Origin of the sequence: Bradyrhizobium sp. 26S5 (genome assembly GCF_036923295.1) — a bacterium.
Classification (GTDB): Bacteria; Pseudomonadota; Alphaproteobacteria; order Rhizobiales; family Xanthobacteraceae; genus Bradyrhizobium; species Bradyrhizobium septentrionale.
Map to the genome: position 1 here is coordinate 3,290,967 of NZ_CP145948.1, position 20,223 is coordinate 3,311,189.

A 20,223-nucleotide genomic window follows, 5' to 3' on the forward strand; every position below is an offset into this window, starting at 1 on the left:
ATGGCCCCGCGCGTGGTCGTCTTCAACAACATGATCACACCCTACACCGACCGTCTCTACAACGAGCTGGTCTGTCGTGGATTGGATCTCGCCGTGCTGTCCTGCACCGCGCAGGAGGCCGACCGCTCCTGGGCCGGCTCCTTCACGCCGCGTTACACGACGCGGACGGTGCCCGGCATTTCGATCCCGCTGTCGCGGTCGCGTCACACCCATGTCAATGTCGGGATCGCGCGCGCCTTGAAGAACCTCGCGCCCGACCTGCTGTTCGTCAACGGCCTCTATCCGTCCATGCTGGCCGGCGCCGCGTGGGCGCGCGCCAACGGCAAGCCGCTTGCGCTGACGATCGACGGCTGGCGTGAGACGATGCCCAATACCGCCTATCATCGTCTGGCGCGGCCCTGGCTGCTGCGGCAGTGCGACGCGGTGGTATGCTGCAGCGACAAGGGCAGGGATTATTTCCGCGGCGAGGGCGTCCGCGACGCGGATCTGTTCGTGGTGCCGCTGGTGCCGGCATGGGATCCGCCGAAAACTGTGCCTGATTTTCAGGAACGTCCGTTTCATCTGCTGTGGTGCGCCCGCATCAACGATGACGCCAAGAACGCGATCTTCTTCGAGAACGTCGCGATCGCGCTCGGCCGCATCCTGCCGGGGCTGAAGGTCCGCGTGGTCGGGTCCGGCGTCGCCGAACAGCGCATGCTGGCGCGGCTTGCCGCCGCCGCGATCGAGGTCCGTCACGACGCCTATGTGCCGTGGCCGTCGATCTCGGAGGTCTATCTGCAATCACGCCTGCTGCTGCTGCCCTCGCTGCTGGAACCGTGGGGGCTGGTGTGCAACGAGGCCTTGCAGTGCGGGGTTCCCTGCCTGGTATCGCCCCATGTCGGGGCCGGCGGCGAGCTGGTGCGCGACCACGACAATGGCCTTGTTTGCGCGCTCGATGAACCGGTGTGGGTCGATGCGGCGCGCGCCTTGCTGGAACAGCCCGCGCGCTGGCGGATGATGTCGCGGCAGGCCCGGCAGAGCGTGCGAGGTGATGCGCTTCCGGACGCGGCTTCGCGCTTCATGGCCGCGGTCGATCATCTTGTGGACGCACCAGCCCGACAGGAAGCCGTGCAATGATCGGCAGATGGTGGTCGCGAACCGACGTCTTCCTGCACGCCTATCTGGTGATGGTGCTCGGCTGCATCTATTTCCTGTTCAATTTCGTCGAGGGGATCTCGTTTGCGGAACGGGCCGGCGAATCCACCCTGTTCCGCGGCGCGTGGCTGTTGCTCTACATCCTCCTGATGCTGCATATCGCGGTCGATCGGAAGCGCTTCGGCCTGCTGCTGCTGCATTCGCATCTCTATCTGGCATTCGTGGCCTTCGCCGCCGTCTCGCTCGCTTTGAGCGCCGACCCCGCGGGCTCGTCGATCAAGTTCGCGATGTATGTGCTGACCACGATGTTCTCGGCGTGGGTCGTGATCAGCTGCCCGGTCGATCGCCTCGTCGACACGCTGTTCCGGATCGGGATCGTGGTGCTGATCGTCCACGTCCTGCTGTTTCCGGTGATCGGCTCGGAATGGAACTACGATGCGCTGAATCGGCCGACGGTGCTCGGAACCCAGGCCTATGCCGGCGTGTTCGGCCACAAGAATCTCGCGGGCGCCTTCTTCGGGCTGATGGTGCTGATCTGCTTCGTGCGCATGCTGGCCGGACCACGGCGGCAATTCGGCTGGTCGCTGCTGCTGATGGGATGCCATTTTGTCGCGCTCGCCGCGGCCGGCTCCGCAGGGCCGCTGATCAGCATGTTGACGACGGTCGCTGTCACCTTCGGGCTTTTGCTGGTGGTGCTCGGGCGCCGCGGGGCCGCGTCGATCTACTGGCTTTGGCTCGCGTCCTTTGCGCTGGTCGTGCTCGTCGTGCCCAGCGACTATCTGTATGCGCTGGTCGGCCGCAGCGGAAACCTGACCGGACGCTCGTTCCTCTGGTCGGTATGGCCGCACTTCTTCTGGCAGCATCCCTGGCTCGGCTACGGGTTTTCCGGATTCTTCAACGAGCTGCCGAACTCGCCCGCCAACGAGCTGACGAGCATGGCGCCATGGAACACGGAGTTCGGCTCGTTCGAGAATTCCTATCTCGACGCCTTTCTCCAATTCGGTCTGCTCGGCGGCGCGCTCTATGTGCTGCTGCTGGCACGGGCGTTGTGGAACAGCATTGTCTTCACATTCGAGCGGCGCGGGATGTATTGGCTGGCGCCGTTCGCGATGCTGCTGTTCGTCGTGATCGCATCCGCTAACGACTCCAGCCAGCTGCTGCACAATTATTTCGGCTGCGTGCTGGTGTTCTGGTGCTATTTCGGCCCGGAGGCCAGGCTGCAAGTGGCGCCGCGGCGGGCGTTCACCAGACTGCGTGCGAGTGAGGCGTGAGTGCATTGACCGACAGGCTGGACCGCGTGGCGGCCCCAAGGCGGCTCGCGGGTGCCGTGCGCGGATCGCTCCGCCGGCTGCGGCGCGCCGGAGGCAATGTCGCGCTCGGCCTGGTCGATCAGGCGCTGCTCAGCGGTTCGGCCTTCGTGCTGACGATCGTGCTCGCCAATGTGCTCGATGTCAGCTCGTTCGGTAGCTTCAGCGTCGCCTGGTCGTTCTCGATCCTGATCGAGGCGGTGTTTTTGCGCGGCCTGTTCGACGACGGGCTGCCGGCGGCCGCGCATCGGATTCCCAAATCTTTGTGGCCGCAGCTGCGGCTCGGCCTCTATCTATCATCGCTGCTGGTCTCGGGTGCGCTTGGCCTGCTGCTCGTGATGGCGGGCCTTGTGATCGTTGCGTTCGGCGGGGGTGCCGGCGGGCTCGTGATCGCAACCGGGCTCGCGATCCCGGCGGTGCGTTTGCAAAGCATGTTCCGCCGCATTTGCTATCTCGACGGCCGGCTGCCGCGCGCGGTGGCGTCATCGCTGACCTACTGCGTGGCTCTGGTCGCCTCGGCCGGGCTGATGATCGCCTTCAAGCTCGCCGGCGCTGCGGCGGCGATGGCGTGCATCGCGATCTCGGCTGCGTTTGCCGCCAGCCTTTTGCTTGCCCACACCAGCGAGCTCGCCCGGCCGCAAGCCAGAATCTTCCGCGGCTCGCTGCGGCGGCTGTTCCGCAACGGCCGCTGGTTCGTCGCGACCTCGCTCACCTATTGGATCGGCAGTATCGGGTTGATCCCGGTGTGCGGCCTGCTGATCGGGCTGGAGGCGAGTGCGTCGCTGCGCATCCTGCTCCTGGTGTTCGCGCCGCTCAGCCAGTTCTGCGCGACGATGTTCTCGGTCCGCCTGCCGGTAATCGCGGCCGAGCTGCGCGCGGGAAGGCGTAGCGCAGTCGCCGCTGCCGCGCGCGAAAATGCGCTGCTGCTCGGGTCGATCGCAGTCGCTTATGGTGCGGTGATCGTGTTGCTTGGCCAGCGCATTCTCGCGCTTGTCATCCATGGACAGAGTTACGAAATCGGTGCCGGCAGCCTCGGCCTGATGGCGGGGGCGATGGCGCTCGATGCGGTGTGGCTCGGCCTCGCGCTGCCGCTGTTTGCGACCGGCAAGCCGCAGCGGTTCATGCTGAGCCGGATCGCGGGCCTCGCCGCGCTGTGCTGCGTCCTGCCGTTTGCGGCCCATGCCTGGCAAATGATGGGCGCGGTTGCGGCGATGGTCGCCTCCAGCGCGGCGTCGGTGGTCACAGTGGTGCTGACCAATTCGGCGCGGGAGCGGACATGACCGACGACATAGCCGGCCGCGCGCTCCCGAGGCTGCATATCGGTGCCTTCAATTGCGGCATCGAGGGCTGGATCAACACCGACATCACCACGCATCTGTGGATCGCGCGGGTGCCGTTTGCGGCGAGGGCGCTGCATCTTGCCGGCCTGCTCAGCGATGCCCGCTATGCCGAGCACCGCCAGGGCAAGTTTGCCGGGCTGCGCTACATGGATCTGACAAAACCGCTGCCATTCGCGGACGGCAGTCTCTCGGCGGTGTTCAGCGCACACGTCTTCGAGCATCTGTTTCCCGATGAGGTCGAGCGACTGGCGCGCGAGATCGCGCGGGTGCTGGCACCGGGCGGGGTGTGCCGCATCGTCGTCCCCGACATGGAAAGGATCGTGGCACTCTACGATCCGGCCGCGCCGCAGGCCTTCCTCAAGGGCGTGTTCGAGATCGAGCGGCGCAAGGAGGTCGCGTTCGCGCATCACTGGGGTTATACCCGCGCGTCGCTCGCAACGCTGTTCCGCGACGCCGGCTGTTCTGAGACCCACACCCGGGCCTACCGGGAGGGCGTCTGTCCCGATATCGACCGGCTCGACAACCGGCCGGACGAGTCGATCTTCTTCGAGGCGATCAAGTAAGGCAGGAGACTGACATTGCTGGGCGCAATTCAAGCTCGATTTTCCAGTGCAGCGCGCAAGCGGCGCGGCGAGTTCCTCGTTCGCACCGTGAATCTGCCGCTGGATGCGAAAATCCTCGATCTCGGCGGCGGGACCGGCCGGCATATTCGCGCGATCCTGCCCCGACATCGCGACATCACGGTGTGCGACATCTCGGCCGACGACCTCAAGGCCGCGCGCGAGCGTTTTGACTTCAAGACCGTGCTGCTGCAGGAAACCGAGCGCCTGCCGTTCGACGATCAGGCGTTCGACTTCTGCTTCTGCTCGTCGGTGATCGAGCACGTCACCGGGCCGAAGCAGGAGGTCGTGACGATCGAGGACGGGGCGGCATTCCTGAGTATCGCGCGTCAGCACCAGAACCGCTTTGCCGGCGAAATCTCGCGGGTCGCGAAGTCGTTTTACGTGCAGACGCCGTACCGTTACTTTCCGATCGAGAGCCATACCTGGCTGCCCGGCATCATCGTGTTGCTGCCGAGGCGGCTGCAGATCGCGCTGATCGGGGTGTTCAACCGCTTCTGGTTCAAGCGGACCGCGCCCGACTGGCACCTGTTCGACTGGCGCGAGATGACGGAGACGTTTCCGGACGCGACAATCTATCGCGAACGATATCTCGGCATGACCAAGTCGCTGATGGCGGTCAAGACATGAGGCGGGTGTCCGCCGGCCGCATCAATCGTCGCGCCGCGCCAGGATATTGATCAGTGTGCCAAGCGCAGGCCGGCGATCGAGTGCCGGCGGCAGCGGGGAGCCGGCAAAGCTCGTTCGCAGCATTGTGAGGCCATGTTGCCGCAGCAGGCCCTGCATGGCGGCCGGCGAGGCGTCGAATTTGGAAAAGGCGAGGTAGCGGAACAGCGGCCGCGCCGACAGCCGCGAGGACGCCGCGTGCGCGAGCTTGTAGCTCTGGCGCAGCAGCGATCCGCGGTTGGGGATCGAGACCAGCAACAGCCCGCCGGGCCTGAGCACGCGATGGATCTGGGCGAGGCACTGCGCGACGTCGGGGACATATTCCAGCACGCTCGCGCAGAGCACGCCGTCGAAGGATCGATCGGCAAACGGCAGGCTTGCGATCGTCGGGATCTGCTGGAACGCGAGCCGTCCGGCCGGCGTATCATCGGCCGAGCCGCCGCGTGCCGCCGCGATCATCTCCGACGACGCGTCGACCCCGGTGACGTCGCAGCCGCGCGCGGCGAGCACGCGGGACAGCGTCCCGGTGCCGCAGCCGGCGTCCAGCCAGTGCTGGCCGGCGAGGTCCATCTTCCCAAGCAGATCGAACATCGCAGCGGTGCGCGCCTTGAAGGTGCGGCTCTGATGCAGCGCCTCCCACCCGGACGAAATCTCGTCGTGAAAGCGGATTTCAGGGCGGTCGATCTGGGCCATGGTGGCCATGCTGTTCCCTACCAGTGGAAGCCGCTCACTCTGGCGCGCACCTCGTCCGGCAATCCGATATCAGACAGTTCTAGCACGACCTGGTCGGAGCGGGTTGCCTTCAGCGCCGCGACGAAGCGCGGATCAGGCGTCGTCAGCACGATGATATCGGCCCATTCGATGGTCGCGGTGACATCATCATGCAGCAGGCCGACCAGCTCCGGGTTGCGCATCAGGAAGTCCCGGTTGGCGCCGATCAGCTGCGACAGCCGCACGTTGGGGTCGTAGATCCGGATGTCGCGCTGCTCGCCGCGCAGGCTTTTGACCAGCTCCACGAACGGGCTGTCGCGGACATCGTCGGTGCCGGCCTTGAAGCTGATGCCGAGGAAGGCAATACGGCGACCGTCATGCGACAGGATCCAGTCGGCGCCGCGCGACATGATCATATCGTTGCTGGGCAGGATGCTTTCGAGCACCGGCGTCGACAGCCCGCGGCTGTGCGCCAGATGTTTCAGCGCCTTGACGTCCTTGGGCAGGCAGGAGCCGCCGAAGGCAAAGCCCGGCCGCAGATAAGCCGGCGAGATGTTGAGCCTTGTGTCCTGCAGGAAGATGTTCATGACATCGCGGCCGTCGATGCCGAGCGTCTTTGCGATCGTCCCGATCTCGTTGGCGAAGCTCACCTTCAGCGCATGCCAGCTGTTGTCGACATATTTGACCAGTTCGGCGGTCTCGACCGGCGGCGTGATCTTGGCGCCCGGCAGATCCTTGTAGAGCGCCATGACGCGGTCGGCGGTCTCCTGGTTGAAGGCGCCGACCACGGTCTTGGAGGGTGCGTTGAAATCCGCAATGGCGCTGCCTTCGCGCAGGAATTCCGGATTGAAGGCGAGGTCGAAATCGCGGCCGATCCTGTTGCCGGAGGCTTCCTCGATCAGCGGTCCGACGGTGCCGCGGGTGGTGCCAGGCAGTACGGTGGAGCGGATCGTCACGGTATGCGGTGCGTTCTTCGCGCGCAGTCCGCGGCCGATCTCGATCGCGACCTGTCGGATCGCGGTCAGGTCGAGATTGCCGTTGCCGGACGAGGGCGTGCCGACGCAGACCATCGATATGTCGCTGTTGACGATCGCCTCGGTGGCGTCGGTGGTCGCGGTCAGCTGACCCGTGGCAACCGCGCGCGCCACCTTGTCCGAGATACCAGGTTCGATCACGGGCGATCTGCCTTCGCGGATCAGGTCGACCTTGGCGACGCTCTTGTCGACGCCGATGATCTGGTGGCCGAGTTCGGTGAAGCAGGCGGCGCAGACCGTTCCGACATAGCCGAGGCCGAAAATGCTCACATTCATGCTTCGACCTTCAATAACCCTGGGACCTGCGCGTGACCGCGGCGGTGTCGCGGTTGACGTGAATGGAGCGGCAGGCCGTTCAAGACGATGCCCGCCCGGCGGCAGCGTTAGCGCTGGAATGCGAGGTTGACCGCTCGGCGGTCGCATTTGCGCGCGGCGCAAGGCTTTGCGCGGGGGCTTTCGCGGCGAACAGCGCCTCATAGGCCGCAAGCAGCTTCGGCTCCTCATGCGTCCAGGACAGCGCGCGCTCGACGCGGCTGCGGCCGAATGCCCCCATCGTCTCACGCTGCGACGGATCGTCGATCAAGGTAATGATTTTGCTGGCAAAATCCTTCGGGTCGTTCTTCGCCGCATAGAGCGAGGCGTCGAGCGCCGAGCGGCGGCCTTCGCGGACGTCGAACTGAACGATCGGCCGTCCCAGCGCCATATACTCCATGATCTTGTTCATGGTGGAGATGTCGTTCATCGGCGTGACGCGGTCCGGATTGACGCAGACGTCAGCGGTCGAGAGCATCGTGAACAGCGGCTCATCGGCGACAGCGCCGGTGAAGTTGACGTAGTCGGAGAGCCGCATCTCCTCGCAAAGCTTGACGACTGCGTTCCATTCCGGCCCGGTGCCGGCGATGTTGAACTGGATGTCGGTGCGTCCGAGATCGTGCACGATGTGGCCGATCGATTGCAGCAGGAGATCTATGCCTTCCGACTGGCCGATCACGCCGACATAGCCGACGCTGTAGCGCCGGCCACGGCGCCAGGCCGGATCGGCAGGGCGGGAGCGCACCCGGTCGAGATTGGGGCCGGAGCGCACCACGAAGACACGGTTGGCCGGCATGCGGCCGCGCGTGATCGCGATCTCACGATAGGATTCGTTGGTCGCGATCGAGATGCTTGCGGTCTTGAAGGTGAGATATTCGACCAGCCGCAGCAGATGCCAGAACATGTCGCGGCGGCCGAACTTCGCCTCGTAGAGCTCGGGATTGACGTCGTGATGATCGAACACGAAGCGCTTGCCGCCGAGCTTGAACAAGAGGCCGATCAGGAAGATCAGATCGGGTGGATTGCAGCCCTGGATCACGTCGAAGCCGTGCTTCCACGCCACCTTGATCGAAAGCCACATCTCCCAGAACAGCGCGACCGGATATTCGATGAGGTAGGCGGCGATCCCGCGTGCTTCCACCGGCATCGGATGGCGGTAGATGTGAATGCCCTCGAGGCATTCGTAAGACGCGTCATGGCCGCGGCCCTTCGGGCAGATCACCGAGACCGCATAGCCTGCCTTGCGCAGCGACGTTGCTTCGCACCACACCCTGCGATCGAAAGGAACCGGAAGGTTCTCGACGATGATCAGGATCCGCCGCGGGGATGGTTCAGCTCTCGACATCTGCGATGATCTATACCATTGACCTAACAACATCACAATCTGACTAACATCGGCATTAACATGCGCGGCTTGCACTATGCAATCCCGGCACCGATGTGACGGCGACGAGACGCGGACATGGCAGGCAAAGCGAGGGATTGGGGCCACAGGGCATTGATTGCCCTGATTTTGAGCGCAGTGGTGCCGCTGGCCCACAAATGGCCGCTGCAGTGGGGCGGTGCATCGGCAAACGATGCGCTGAATGCGAGCCGCGAGAATGTAGTGATCCCGCCGACGCTGTTCGGCATGACGATCAACGCGATCGGGCAGTCGCAGCCGCAGTCGCCACCTTGGCCCGAGCTCAAATTCGACGGCGTTCGGCTGTGGGGCGCGATCTATTGGGCGCAGGTCAATCCGGCGCCCGGCATCTACAATTGGGCCCGCTTCGACGCCATCCTCGCGGCGGCCGAGCGCGAGCATGTCGATATCGTGCTCAATCTCGCCTACACGCCGCGATGGGCCGCGTCGGTGAAGGATGCGCCGCCGGCGTTCACGCCGGGCGCAAGCTCGCCGCCCGGTGATCTCGCGTCATGGGATGACTGGGTGCGCGCAGCGGTGGCGCGCGCTGCCGGGCGCATCAAATATTGGGAGATCTGGAACGAGCCCGAGGATCCCAAATATTACTCGGGCGATATCGCCACCATGGTCCAGATGCAGAAGCGGGCCTATCGGATCATCAAGGCCAGCGATCCCGGCCTGATGGTGCTGACGCCGCCGTCCAACGGCACGCCGGACGGCTATCGCTGGCAACAGGCCTTCATGGCGCAGGGCGGCGGACAGTATGCCGATATCTTCGCCTTCCACGGCTACACGAGCGAACCGGAAGCCGTGATCGGCATCATTGCGCGCTTCAGGCAGATCCTCGCCGCGCACGATCTTTCCGCAAAGCCGATCTGGGACACCGAGGCCGGCTGGTCGTCCTACGAGGACAATCCGGATGGGTGTCTGGCGCGGGCCTATATCCTGAAATGGATCAATGGTGTCGACCGCTTCTATTGGTATGAATTTGCCGGCGGGGGCAGCGATTTTGGAAAATTATGGGACCCGGCGCGCGGGCTGCTTCCGGGTGGCGTGGCCTACCGCACGGTCCAGTCATGGCTGGTCGGCGCACGCATCGTGACCGCCATCCGGACCTCGCCGTCGACCTGGCGCGTTGCGCTTCATATGCAGGATGGCCGCGACGGCTTGATCCTGTGGACCACCAAGGGGCGGTCCGTTTACCGGGTCGACCCGCGCTTTAGCCGCTATCAGGGCCTGGATGGCGGCGAAGGACCTGTCGCCAACGGCGAGGTCGAGATCTCGCCAAAACCGATCCTGTTGCTCGAATGATACGATGTTAATTCACGAACAACAGGATAACTATGATGATGTTCCTGGCTTCATTGCGGGCGGCAGGCGCGATACAAGGAGCGCTGTTAACGTGAGGCGATTGACCGACTGTGAAGCAGATCGCGCAGAACTATAAGAGCGGCGAGCTCAAGCTGATCGATGTGCCGTCGCCACGCTGCCGCCCCGGCGGGGTTTTGGTGCGCACGGCGTTCTCGGCGGTGTCGACCGGCACCGAGATGATGAAGTTCACCGAAGGGCGCCTGTCGCTGCTTGGCAAGGCGCGCGCGCGACCCGACCAGGTCGCCAAGGTGGTGCGCTCGGTCCGTCAGCAGGGATTGCTTGCGACCTATCAGAAGGTGATGAACCGCCTCGATTCCTACACGCCGCTCGGTTACTCGCTGTCGGGCACCGTCGTGGAAGTGGGTGAGGGCGTCGGCGGCTTCTCGGTCGGGCAGCGCGTCTGCTGCGGCGGCAATCAATATGCGACCCACGCCGAATATAATTGGGTGCCGGTGAATCTCTGCGTGCCGGTGCCGGACAGTGCGGCACTCGACCAGGCCGCCTTCACCACGATCGCCTCGATCGCGTTGCAGGCGATGCGTCAGTCGGAGATCCGTTTCGGTGAGACCGCCTGCGTGATCGGCCTCGGCCTGATCGGGCAGATCATGGTGCGCCTGCTGCGCAGCGCCGGCGTCGTGGTGGTAGGGCTTGATCGGCTTGAAGCACGCTGCCGCCAGGCCGAGGCTGCGGGCGCCGCAGTCTGCGCGGTCGCATCGGACGATGCCGCGGCCGAATTTCGCGCCCGGATCGACCAGTTGACCGCAGGCAGCGGCGTCGATTGCGTGTTCATCACGGCGGGCAGCGACGATCCCGATCTCGCATCGCGTTCGGCCGCGTTGCTGCGCGACCGCGGCCGCATCGTCGACATCGGCAAATGCACGCTGAACCTGCCGTGGAACGAATTCTATGACAAGGAGCTCGACGTTCGCTTCTCGCGCTCCTACGGCCCCGGCCGCTACGATCCGCTCTACGAGGAGGGCGGTATCGATTATCCGATCGGTCATGTGCGCTGGACCGAGAAGCGCAACATGGAGGCCATCGTCGCGCTGCTTGCCGACGGACGGCTCGATTTTTCGTCGCTGATCTCCGAAGTGGTGCCGCTGGAACAGGCGACGTCGGCCTTCGAGCGCATGAGCCGCGGCGAAGTCGGCCTCGGCATGGTGTTCGCCTATCCGGATGCCGCCCCCCGCGCGCTGCAGATGACGTATCGCCCGGTCGCGGCCCTGCGCAGCGGCCGGGTGCGGCTCGGCGTCATCGGCGCCGGCAATTATGCCTCCAGCATGCTTTTGCCGCAGCTTGCGAATAACCAGCGCGTCGATCTCGTCGAGGTCGCCACCAATACCGGCCTGAGCGGCGCGAACGCCGTGCGCAAGTTCGGCTTCGCGCGCGCCTCGACGGAAGCTGCCTCGGTGCTCGAGGCCGACGATATCGATGCCGTGCTGATCGCGACACGCCATGCTTCCCACGCCGACCTTGCGGCGCGCGCGCTGCGCGCCGGCAAGGCGGTGTTCGTCGAAAAGCCCCTGGCGATCGACACTGATGCGCTCGATCAGCTGGAACAGACCATCCGCGAGACCGGCAACAACAGGCTGATGGTTGGCTTCAACCGCCGCTTCTCGCCGCTGCTGCAAGGCATGCGCACGGCGTTCGCGCCGCCCGGGCCGCAGACCCTGCAATATCGGGTGATCGCCGGCCCGCTGGACAAATCATCCTGGTATCTGCAGGCGGAGACCGAAGGCAGCCGCTTCGTCGGCGAGGGCGGGCATTTCATCGACGTGTTGTCCTGGTGGCTGGGCGCGGAGCCCGTGCGTGTCTCCGCCAGTACCGCGGGCAAGGACGTCGACAATCTGGTCGCGACCTTCGACTTTGCCGACGGCTCGGTCGCGAGCCTCAGCTATCTTACCGGCGGCGATCCGCGCGTGCCGAAGGAGGCGCTTGAAGTATCGGCAAGCACAGGCTTTGCCGCCTTTGACAATTTCTCGCGCTTCGAGATCTGGCACGCCGGACAGCGGACAGCGCAGAAAGCCCGGCTCGACAAGGGCCAGCGGCCGATGCTGGATGCCTTCATTGCGGCGGTCGCATCGGGGGCCGCGATGCCGATTGCGCTCGACTCGCTGCTTGCAACCACCCGCGCAACGCTTGCCGTGCAGGAAAGCGCCGCCTCCGGGACGCCGGTCGATCTGACGATTGGCGCCGCGGGGCAGGGCGCTGTGCGCGCCGCGACCGGCGCGAGATGAATCCGGCCTGGTATCTGCGCAGACTGCAGCGCATGGAGCCGTCCGAGCTTGCCGGACGGGTGAACGACCAGGCGCTGCGCCTGCTCTGGCGGATCGCTCCGCCCGACATCGCGCGGCGCGCGGGCGCCAGGCTGATGGCGGGCGCGCGGCAGCCGCGCCTGAAGCCGCTGCCCTTGGCCGCCAATGCCCCGCAGCACGCTGCCGAGCGGCTGATCCATAGCGCCGATCAGATTCTCTCCGGACGCTGGCGGGTTTTCGCCAGAGATCATGAGGCGCTGGGCGAACAGCCCGACTGGTTCGTCGATGTCCGCAGTGGCAAGCGGGCGCCGGGCGACACATACGCGTTTGCGGTTCCCTATCGCGACGAAGCGGCGGTCGGAAACATCAAATACATCTGGGAGCCGTCGCGTCACCACCATCTCACGGTGCTCGCATCGGCCTATTACCTGACCTCGGACGAAATTTACGCCCGGCGCGTGGCCGAGCATTTCACGAGCTGGTGGCGCGAAAATCCATTCCCGTGCGGCCCGCACTGGATCAGCGGCATCGAGCTTGGCGTGCGACTGATCTCATGGACCTGGGTGCGCCAGCTGCTGCAGAACTGGCCCGGCGCGCCCGCATTGTTCGAGGATAATGAGCTGTTCGTGACACAGCTCCATGCCCATCAATACTGGCTGTCGCGGTTTCCGAGCCGCGGCTCGTCCGCCAACAACCACGTCATCGCTGAGGCCACCGGGCAGTTCGTCGCGGCCTGTGCGTTTCCTTTCTTCCGCGACAGCGCGCGATGGCGCCGGGATGCAGCCGCCACGCTGGCACACGAAGCCATCGCGCAAACCCTCGCCTGCGGCAGCAACGGCGAGCTCGCGACCGATTATCACGGCTTTGTCCTCGAACTCCTGCTGGCGGCGGCGGTACAGGGCGAAGCGTCCGGGCACCCGCTCGACGACGCGGTCTGGACCACAATGTGCCGCATGAGCGATGTCATTGCCGCGATGCTCGACGATCGCGCTCGTCCGCCGCGTCAGGGCGATGGCGATGACGGCATTGGCCTCTTGCTCGACGATCACGGCGGCAATCGCTGGCTTGGCCTGCTCAGCACGGGCGCGCGCCTGTTCGGCGGTCTGCCCTGGTGGCCCAGCTTGCCGGAGCCTGATCTGCGCACGTTTGTTCTGACCGACGGCATCAAGCCGCGTGCGATCGCCGCGCGGCCCGCCCGCCGCCCGCATTTGCTTGACAGGGCGGGGCAGACTTTTCTCGTCGATACTGAGCGAGCAGTGTGGTGCCGCTGCGACCATGGCCCGCACGGCTTCGGCCGCATTGCGGCGCATGCCCATGCGGATGCGCTGTCGATCGAATGCCGGATTGCCGGCGTCGAGATCTTTGCCGACCCCGGCACCTATTGCTATCATGGCGATCCGCGATGGCGCGCCTACTTCCGCTCCACGCTGGCCCACAACACGCTCTGCCTGTTCGCGCGCGATCAGTCGGTGTCGGGCGGGCCTTTCCTCTGGACCCGGCATGCGCAGAGCCGGCTCGTCGCATCCAGCGGCCTCGACGAGCGTGATGCGGACGCAGACTGGGTCGCTGAGCACGCGGGATATCAGGGCGGCGCAGGCCTCGTGCATCGCCGTTCGGTGCAGTTGCAGCGTCAGGCAGCGCGGCTCGTGGTCACCGATATTGTGCTTGGCAATGAAGGGCTTACCGCTCCGGCGAGCCTCAGCTGGCATCTCGGTCCCGAGGTGGAATGCACGCTCGACGGGCGCACGGCGCTGCTGTCGTGGCCTGGCGGGCGCGGCGAGCTGGATCTGCCGGCAGAACTCAGCTGGATGTCGTATCGCGGCGACGAGACCCTGCCTGCCGGCTGGTATTCGCCGTCGTTCGATCTCAAGGTGCCGGCGACGACCTTGATCGGCGCCGGTACGCTCGCCGCCAGGCAAAATCTGGTGACGGAGTTGCGCTGGTTCTCAGACCCGGCACGCCGGTCATGAAGATTCTCGTCGCGCACAACAGGTATCAGGGACGCGGCGGCGAGGACGTCGTCTTCGAAGCGGAAGTCGACCTGCTGCGCAATGCAGGACACAGCGTCGAAACGCTCACCGTGAGCAACGAGGCGATCAATTCGCTGGCCGCGCGCATCGCGACGACGCTGTCGATCGCCGATAATGCGCAGGGAAAGCGGGTCGTGGCGGAGGCGATCGATCGCTTCCGCCCCGACATCGTCCACATCCACAATTTCTTCCCGCTGCTCTCGCCGGCGGTGTTCGATCTGTGCCGGCAAAAGCGCGTGCCGGCCGTGGTCACACTGCACAATTATCGCACCATCTGCACCGGCGGCATGCTGCTGCGCGACGGCCGCATCTGCCACAAGTGCCTGGACGGCGGTCATCTGTGGGGCGTTGTGCATCGCTGCTACCGCGGATCGCTGCCGGGTTCGCTGGCCTCCGCCTACATGATCGCGCAGCATCAGCGCCGCGGCACCTGGACGCGTCCCGGCCTGCGCCTGATCGCGCTGACGCAGTTTGCCCGAAATCTGTTCACGCAGGCCGGCTTCGACGCTGGCCGGATCGACGTGAAGCCGAACTTCATGGCCGATCCGGGGGCACCTGATCCGGCGACGCCGCGCGACGGGCTGCTCTATGTCGGGCGGCTGAGCCGCGAGAAGGGCATCGGCGTGCTGCTCGAAGCCGTTGCGGGCACGGCTGTGCCGTTGCGGATTGCGGGGGAGGGGCCGGAGGCGACTGCGCTGAAGGCCCGGGCGAGCGGCAACGTCACGTTCCTCGGCGCCATCTCGCGCGAGGAGGTGTTTGCGGAAATGGCCAAAGCGCGGGCGCTGGTCGTGCCGTCGCTCTGGTACGAGGGATTTCCCATGGTCGTGCTCGAGGCCTTCGCGCGCGGGACGCCGGTAATTGCGTCCGAGATCGGCGGGCTTGCCGAGGTGGTGAGCGACGGCGGAACGGGCGCGCTGGTCCCGCCGGGCGACGCGGCCGCGCTCCGGCAGCGGATCGCTGACGTTGTCAGCGCCCCCGATCTGGCGGCTGCATGGGGACGGGCCGCACGGGCCGCCTATCTCGAACTCTATGCGCCGGACGAGAACCGCCGGCTGCTCGAGGCGATCTACGCGCGTACCGTCGGCGGATGACCGCCGCGGGTCGGTGCTCCGCCCGTGATCGGGCATCGTCGCTCCGTTTCCACGCCGGCGTCGCTAACACATTGCGGCAAATCTGGTGTTAATTTGTTATATCGCGGCGTCCGGCGGGCGACGCGCCAGGTTTGGCCTGGTGGTCGAGCGGCCCTGATTCTGCGGCTGATTCCGCGAATTTCGCCCGATTGAAGCTCACAATCTGCAACCAAGGAGCGTCATAACACTTGGTCGGAGGCCCGCCGGTTGTGAAGTTTGACGCTTTTTTGGAAAAGCTCTCACGCGGTGCAGAAATATTTTTTCAGAACAGAAAATCGCGTCGAAGCGCACACAACATCTGCGAAATTCGGTGCGCTCGCGCCAACGCGAGCCCCGTGAAACCCCGTATAATCGCTACCCTTTTTTGCGCCGCGGCTAACATTGGCGGCTTGCCTGCGCTGAATGTTAGTGCGTGCCTGAAATTGCGTTAAGTCTCGCAAAAAGCCTCATGGAACCAGACGTTAATAGCACATTGCTGATTGACTCTCGGATACCGCGGACTTAACAATGGACTTAACAAGTTCGTAACGTGTGTCCACATTTGAGCTGCGTCGCAACAAACGGGTTGTGATTCAACAGCTTACGTGTGGGCGAGCGGCTTGAATCCTCGTATCCCAGCAGGGGCTACCTCGATGGCGACTTACAATCTCGACCAAACCGACCTCAAACACGCGATCAACTCGACGATCGATCACGCGACCCAGCAACAGATCATTGACTATTTGATCAATGCAGGGGTCGGCTACACCAGCCCCGATGACGGAACGGAGATCCCGGTCCAGGTCGGCGCCGGAATCTCCAACCCGGATCCGGCTGCCAATGTTCTCATCGAGACCAACGCCAATAACGTTGTTAACACTGACGCCAACCTGAAGGCGATCATCGAGGCCACCAGCCAGGATGTCACGCTGACGGTCAACGGCAGCACCCCGGTGCTGGTCGCGACCGGCGACGGCAACGATCAGGTCTTCATCAGCAACACCGGCGATACGACGGTTCTCACCGGCGCCGGCAATGACACCGTCTTCGGCGGGTCGGGGCACGATTCAATCAGCGGTGGCGCCGGCAATGACGTGCTCGTCGATAATGCCTCCGGTCACAGCACGCTGGACGGCGGCACCGGCAACGATCTGCTGTTCGGCTCTGGTTCCGATACGCTGCTCGGCGGCTCCGGCAACGACACGCTCTACGGCGGTACCTCGTCTGATCTGGTCGGCGGTCGCGGCAACGACGTGCTGGTCGGCGGCACGGGCAACAATCTGCTCTCCGGCGGCGCCGGCAACGACGCGCTCTACTCGAACTCGGATGCGTCGCACGGCTCGGTCCTGAGGGGTGGTGACGGTGCCGACTCGCTCTACGGTGGCGCCGGCGCCGATACGCTGTATGGCGGCAACGGCAACGACCTGTTCGTTGGCGGCACCGGGACCGTCGCGGAGTACGGCGGCAACGGTAAAGACATCCTCTACTCCGGTAGCGATGCTTCGCACGCGACCTCGCTCTACGGCGGCAACGGCAACGACTCGCTCTACGGCGGCGCGGGCAACGACACGCTGTATGGCGGCAATGGCAGCGACACGCTGGTCGCCGGTTCGGGCACGCAGACGCTGATCGGCGGCAACGGCAGCGACTCGTTCGTCGGCTCCGCCACCGGCACGGCCTCGATGGTCGGCGGCAATGGTCAGGACTACTTCTACCTGTCCAACGCCACCAGCAGCGACACCATCGACGGCGGCGCCAGCAACAAGGACTCCCTGACCTTCCTCGATCACGCCTCGACCGACGTGACCGACATCAGCGCCGGATCGAACGGCTCTCTGGACATCACCTTCAGCAGCGGCCAGGTGACCCAGATCAGCAACATCGAATACCTGATCTTCAACGATGGTCACTCGACCAAGCTGTAAGATCCCAGGTCTTCACAAACTAGGTCTTCACTAAACGAAGGCGCCGCCTCAACCCTGGTTGAGGCGGCGCTTTTTTGCGATTGCAGGTGGTGTTCTGAAATGCTGTCTGATAATCTCGGAGTGTTGCAGCCTGCTCCAATTGTGAGTCATCGAGATAATTTAAGCGTTTGCTTAGCGATGATGTAGCGCGTCGAAGCAGGAGCTCCATCGATGGTGACGCAAAACCTGAACCAGACGGGGCTCAACGCCGCGATCGGCTCCACGATCGATCACGCAACCCGGCAACAGATCCTCGACTATCTGATCACGGCGGGGATCGGGTACACCTCGCCGGATGACGGCAGCACGATCCCGGTGCAGGAGGGCGCTGGGATCAGCAGCCCGGATCCGGACGCCAATGTTCTGATCGAAACCAACGCCAACAATACGATCAAGCTTGACGCCAAGCTGAAGGCGATCATCGAAGCCACCAAGAGCGACGTGACGCTGACGGTGAACGGCGCCGCCCCGGTGCTGGTCGCGACCGGCGACGGCAACGACGTTGTCACCTTCAACAACAACCGCGGGACGACGGTCCTCGTCGGTGCCGGCAACGACACGGTGTACGGCGGTGGCGTGGGTCACGAAACGATGGACGGTGGCGCCGGCAACGACTGGCTTTGGGGCGGTAGCTCAGCGCAACTGTTTGGCGGTAGCGGCGACGACACGCTGCTGTCCGGCGGCCCGGTGTTCGATACGAGCATTTCCAGTACGCTTTACGGCGGTACCGGCAACGATGTGCTGTTCGGTGGCTGGGGCAACGATCAACTGTTTGGAGGCGCCGGTGACGACTGGTTGAGCGCAGGTTTCAGCAACGAGATTCTCGACGGCGGCGCGGGCAATGACACGCTGGTCGCAGGCATGGAGAGCTGTCAGCTCTACGGTGGCGCCGGCGACGACATACTCTATGCGGACCTGTTTGCGTCCCAGGGCTCGATGCTGTCGGGCGGTGACGGCAACGACACGCTGGAGGGCGGTGCCAGTGGCGTCGCCGACACGCTGGATGGCGGCGCCGGCGACGACTTGCTGCAGGGCGGCGTCAGCACTGTTGCGGAGTACGGTGGCAACGGTGACGACGTTCTCAAGTCAGGCGCCGGCTATTCGCTCGGGACGTTGCTCGATGGCGGTGCGGGCGACGACACGCTGGTTGCCGGTGTGGGGTATAACCCCGCTAATATCGGTTCCGACACGCTGGACGGCGGTGCCGGCAACGACCTGCTGATCGGCGCTGCCGGGACTGTTGCGGAGTATGGTGGTCGCGGTAACGATGCGCTCTACTCGCACTCGGATGCATCGCACGGTTCGCTTCTCGACGGTGGTGCCGGCAGCGACTCGGTGTATGGCGGTGCGGGTGCCGACACGCTCTACGGCGGTGCCGGCAACGACCTCCTGGTCGGCGGCGCCAGGACTGTCGCGGAGTACGGTGGCGACGGCAAGGACGTGCTTTACTCCGGCAGCGACGCGTCGCATGCGACCTCGCTCTATGCCGGCGATGGCAACGATTCGCTCTACGGCGGCGCGGGCAACGATACGCTGTATGGCGGCTCCGGCAGCGACACGCTGGTCGCCGGTTCGGGCACGCAGACGCTAATCGGCGGCAACGGCAATGACTCGTTCGTCGGCTCCGCCACCGGTACGGCCTCGATGGTCGGCGGCAGTGGTCAGGACTACTTCTACCTGAAGAACGCCACCAGCAGCGACAGCATCGACGGCGGTGGGGGCAGCAAGGACTCGCTGACCTTCCTGGATCAGGCCTCGACCGACGTGACCGACATCAGCTCCGGATCGAACGGCTCTCTGGACGTCACCTTCAGCAATGGCCAGGTGACCCAGATCAGCAACATCGAATACCTGATCTTCAACGATGGTCACTGGACCAAGCTGTAAGATCCTGGGCCTGCACCAAACGACGACGGCGCCTCAACCCTGGCCGAGGCGGCGCCTTTCTTTTGCATCCGAGCATGCTGAGCTTTGTCGATCGACCCGCTCGAATGGCCGATCTGCATTACAAGTCCCGCGCCAGGCATTTCCCGTCGACGGATGTTAGAAGTTACTTTGTCACATTCGGACCACGTAGCTTTTGTAAAGCCGGAAAGCTTGCTTGACCCGATGGAACTATGGCCAATAGCTTTCCGCGGCCTTGGTAACATCAGTCAAGATAAGCGATTGCTGTAGAAATCAGCCGCTTAACGGACCAACGCCTGGAGCTCTCGAATTGGCCAAGAAGAAGATGCTGAATGCCGGTGCTGGATTGACGGTTGCCAAGCGGATCCAGCCGCTCCTGACATCGCCTGAATGGGAAGAGATTCGATTGGATGTCGACGCAGACGTCGATCCGGACATCGTCGGATCGATCACCGATCTCTCCGAACTGTTCCCGCCGGCCTCGTTCGACGCGATCTGGTGTTCCCACCTGATGGAGCACCTCTATGCCCATGAGATTCACCCGACCTTTGTCCAGTTCCGCGAGGTCCTCAAGCCGGACGGATTCGCGCTGATCATGTCGCCCGATCTCGAGGCGGTGGCCCAGCACATGTTGACTCAAGGTCTCGGTGCGATCGCCTATGTCTCGGCGGCCGGTCCGATCCGGCCATTGGACATGATCTACGGACATTCCGGCGCAATCGAGCAGGGGCGCCATCATATGGCGCACAAGACCGGCTTTTCGAGCGACCGGATGGGGAACCTGCTGCTCGGCGCCGGGTTTCCGACCGTCTCCGTGCGCAGCGGGAATTTCGAGATCTGCGCATTGGCGCTGATGCCGGAGGCCGATGATGGGCGGATCCGGCCGCTCCTGGAGGCCTGCGGGTTCGACTTCCGGGAGACCGTCAGCGCCGCTTGACGGTTGTCGATGTTAAACAATGTTATAAGGTTCCGTGGTTAAACCCGGTCCGCAGCAGTGTCGAGACAGGCTTCTCAAACCTTCTCGATACATATATTTTTGGCTGGCTTGCTGAAAATGCTGCGT

At 64.5% G+C, this 20,223-nt stretch carries 15 protein-coding genes; 12 read left to right on the forward strand and 3 right to left on the reverse strand.

What is annotated here, in order from left to right; all coding sequences use genetic code 11:
- From V5279_RS15225 to V5279_RS15245, 5 genes are read left to right on the forward strand one after another with little or no spacing between them, the layout of a single operon-like run.
- Positions 1 to 1,116, forward strand: a complete 1,116-nt coding sequence (locus V5279_RS15225; protein WP_338698627.1) for a glycosyltransferase family 4 protein — start codon at positions 1 to 3, stop codon at positions 1,114 to 1,116.
- On the forward strand, positions 1,113 to 2,405 hold the full coding sequence (locus V5279_RS15230) for an O-antigen ligase family protein (protein ID WP_338698629.1): 1,293 nt from the start codon (positions 1,113 to 1,115) through the stop codon (positions 2,403 to 2,405). The genes V5279_RS15225 and V5279_RS15230 overlap by 4 nt, the downstream gene beginning before the upstream one ends.
- Positions 2,402 to 3,721 (forward strand): polysaccharide transporter, encoded by a 1,320-nt coding sequence (locus tag V5279_RS15235; protein ID WP_338698631.1) that lies wholly within the window; start codon positions 2,402 to 2,404, stop codon positions 3,719 to 3,721. The genes V5279_RS15230 and V5279_RS15235 overlap by 4 nt, the downstream gene beginning before the upstream one ends.
- Positions 3,718 to 4,344, forward strand: coding sequence for a class I SAM-dependent methyltransferase (locus V5279_RS15240; RefSeq protein ID WP_338698633.1), 627 nt, complete (start codon positions 3,718 to 3,720; stop codon positions 4,342 to 4,344). The genes V5279_RS15235 and V5279_RS15240 overlap by 4 nt, the downstream gene beginning before the upstream one ends.
- Before the next feature lie 15 nt (positions 4,345 to 4,359).
- Entirely contained in the window at positions 4,360 to 5,031 is a 672-nt protein-coding gene (locus V5279_RS15245) for a class I SAM-dependent methyltransferase (RefSeq protein WP_338698635.1), read from the forward strand.
- 21 nt (positions 5,032 to 5,052) lie between these two features.
- Here V5279_RS15245 and V5279_RS15250 read toward each other — a convergent pair whose 3' ends face one another.
- From V5279_RS15250 to V5279_RS15260, 3 genes are all read right to left on the reverse strand, one after another.
- Entirely contained in the window at positions 5,053 to 5,769 is a 717-nt protein-coding gene (locus V5279_RS15250) for a class I SAM-dependent methyltransferase (RefSeq protein WP_338698637.1), read from the reverse strand.
- Positions 5,770 to 5,777: 8 nt separating this feature from the next.
- Positions 5,778 to 7,088 carry a nucleotide sugar dehydrogenase gene (locus tag V5279_RS15255; protein WP_338698639.1) on the reverse strand — a complete coding sequence of 437 codons (1,311 nt, stop codon included), beginning with the start codon at positions 7,086 to 7,088 and terminating at the stop codon, positions 5,778 to 5,780.
- Between the two features lie 79 nt (positions 7,089 to 7,167).
- Positions 7,168 to 8,469: a glycosyltransferase family 4 protein gene (locus V5279_RS15260; RefSeq protein ID WP_338698642.1), complete on the reverse strand. Its 1,302-nt coding sequence runs from the start codon at positions 8,467 to 8,469 to the stop codon at positions 7,168 to 7,170.
- A 117-nt stretch (positions 8,470 to 8,586) separates the two neighbouring features.
- On the opposite strand from V5279_RS15260, the gene V5279_RS15265 reads away from it, so the two are divergent.
- From V5279_RS15265 to V5279_RS15295, 7 genes are all read left to right on the forward strand, one after another.
- Complete coding sequence (locus V5279_RS15265; protein ID WP_338698644.1) at positions 8,587 to 9,837, forward strand: glycosyl hydrolase; 1,251 nt, start codon at positions 8,587 to 8,589, stop codon at positions 9,835 to 9,837.
- A gap of 110 nt (positions 9,838 to 9,947) precedes the next feature.
- Entirely contained in the window at positions 9,948 to 12,134 is a 2,187-nt protein-coding gene (locus tag V5279_RS15270; protein WP_338698647.1) for a bi-domain-containing oxidoreductase, read from the forward strand.
- Positions 12,131 to 14,122: an alginate lyase family protein gene (locus V5279_RS15275; RefSeq protein WP_338698649.1), complete on the forward strand. Its 1,992-nt coding sequence runs from the start codon at positions 12,131 to 12,133 to the stop codon at positions 14,120 to 14,122. The genes V5279_RS15270 and V5279_RS15275 overlap by 4 nt, the downstream gene beginning before the upstream one ends.
- Positions 14,092 to 15,273, forward strand: a complete 1,182-nt coding sequence (locus tag V5279_RS15280; RefSeq protein WP_338701198.1) for a glycosyltransferase — start codon at positions 14,092 to 14,094, stop codon at positions 15,271 to 15,273. The genes V5279_RS15275 and V5279_RS15280 overlap by 31 nt, the downstream gene beginning before the upstream one ends.
- A 671-nt stretch (positions 15,274 to 15,944) precedes the next feature.
- Positions 15,945 to 17,216 (forward strand): calcium-binding protein, encoded by a 1,272-nt coding sequence (locus V5279_RS15285; protein ID WP_338698651.1) that lies wholly within the window; start codon positions 15,945 to 15,947, stop codon positions 17,214 to 17,216.
- Positions 17,217 to 17,426: 210 nt separating this feature from the next.
- On the forward strand, positions 17,427 to 19,142 hold the full coding sequence (locus V5279_RS15290) for a calcium-binding protein (RefSeq protein WP_338698653.1): 1,716 nt from the start codon (positions 17,427 to 17,429) through the stop codon (positions 19,140 to 19,142).
- 343 nt (positions 19,143 to 19,485) lie between these two features.
- Positions 19,486 to 20,097, forward strand: a complete 612-nt coding sequence (locus V5279_RS15295) for a class I SAM-dependent methyltransferase (protein ID WP_166306484.1) — start codon at positions 19,486 to 19,488, stop codon at positions 20,095 to 20,097.
- The last annotated feature ends 126 nt before the right edge of the window (positions 20,098 to 20,223 follow it).

Bases quoted from the DNA above. Each gene is read 5' to 3' on its own strand.
- V5279_RS15250 (WP_338698637.1), bottom strand. From the start codon at position 5,769: ATGGCCACCATGGCCCAGATCGACCGCCCTGAAATCCGCTTTCACGAC.
- V5279_RS15275 (WP_338698649.1), top strand. From the start codon at position 12,131: ATGAATCCGGCCTGGTATCTGCGCAGACTGCAGCGCATGGAGCCGTCC.
- V5279_RS15255 (WP_338698639.1), bottom strand. From the start codon at position 7,088: ATGAATGTGAGCATTTTCGGCCTCGGCTATGTCGGAACGGTCTGCGCC.
- V5279_RS15225 (WP_338698627.1), top strand. From the start codon at position 1: ATGGCCCCGCGCGTGGTCGTCTTCAACAACATGATCACACCCTACACC.
- V5279_RS15290 (WP_338698653.1), top strand. From the start codon at position 17,427: ATGGTGACGCAAAACCTGAACCAGACGGGGCTCAACGCCGCGATCGGC.
- V5279_RS15240 (WP_338698633.1), top strand. From the start codon at position 3,718: ATGACCGACGACATAGCCGGCCGCGCGCTCCCGAGGCTGCATATCGGT.
- V5279_RS15285 (WP_338698651.1), top strand. From the start codon at position 15,945: ATGGCGACTTACAATCTCGACCAAACCGACCTCAAACACGCGATCAAC.
- V5279_RS15230 (WP_338698629.1), top strand. From the start codon at position 1,113: ATGATCGGCAGATGGTGGTCGCGAACCGACGTCTTCCTGCACGCCTAT.
- V5279_RS15265 (WP_338698644.1), top strand. From the start codon at position 8,587: ATGGCAGGCAAAGCGAGGGATTGGGGCCACAGGGCATTGATTGCCCTG.
- V5279_RS15295 (WP_166306484.1), top strand. From the start codon at position 19,486: ATGCTGAATGCCGGTGCTGGATTGACGGTTGCCAAGCGGATCCAGCCG.
- V5279_RS15260 (WP_338698642.1), bottom strand. From the start codon at position 8,469: ATGTCGAGAGCTGAACCATCCCCGCGGCGGATCCTGATCATCGTCGAG.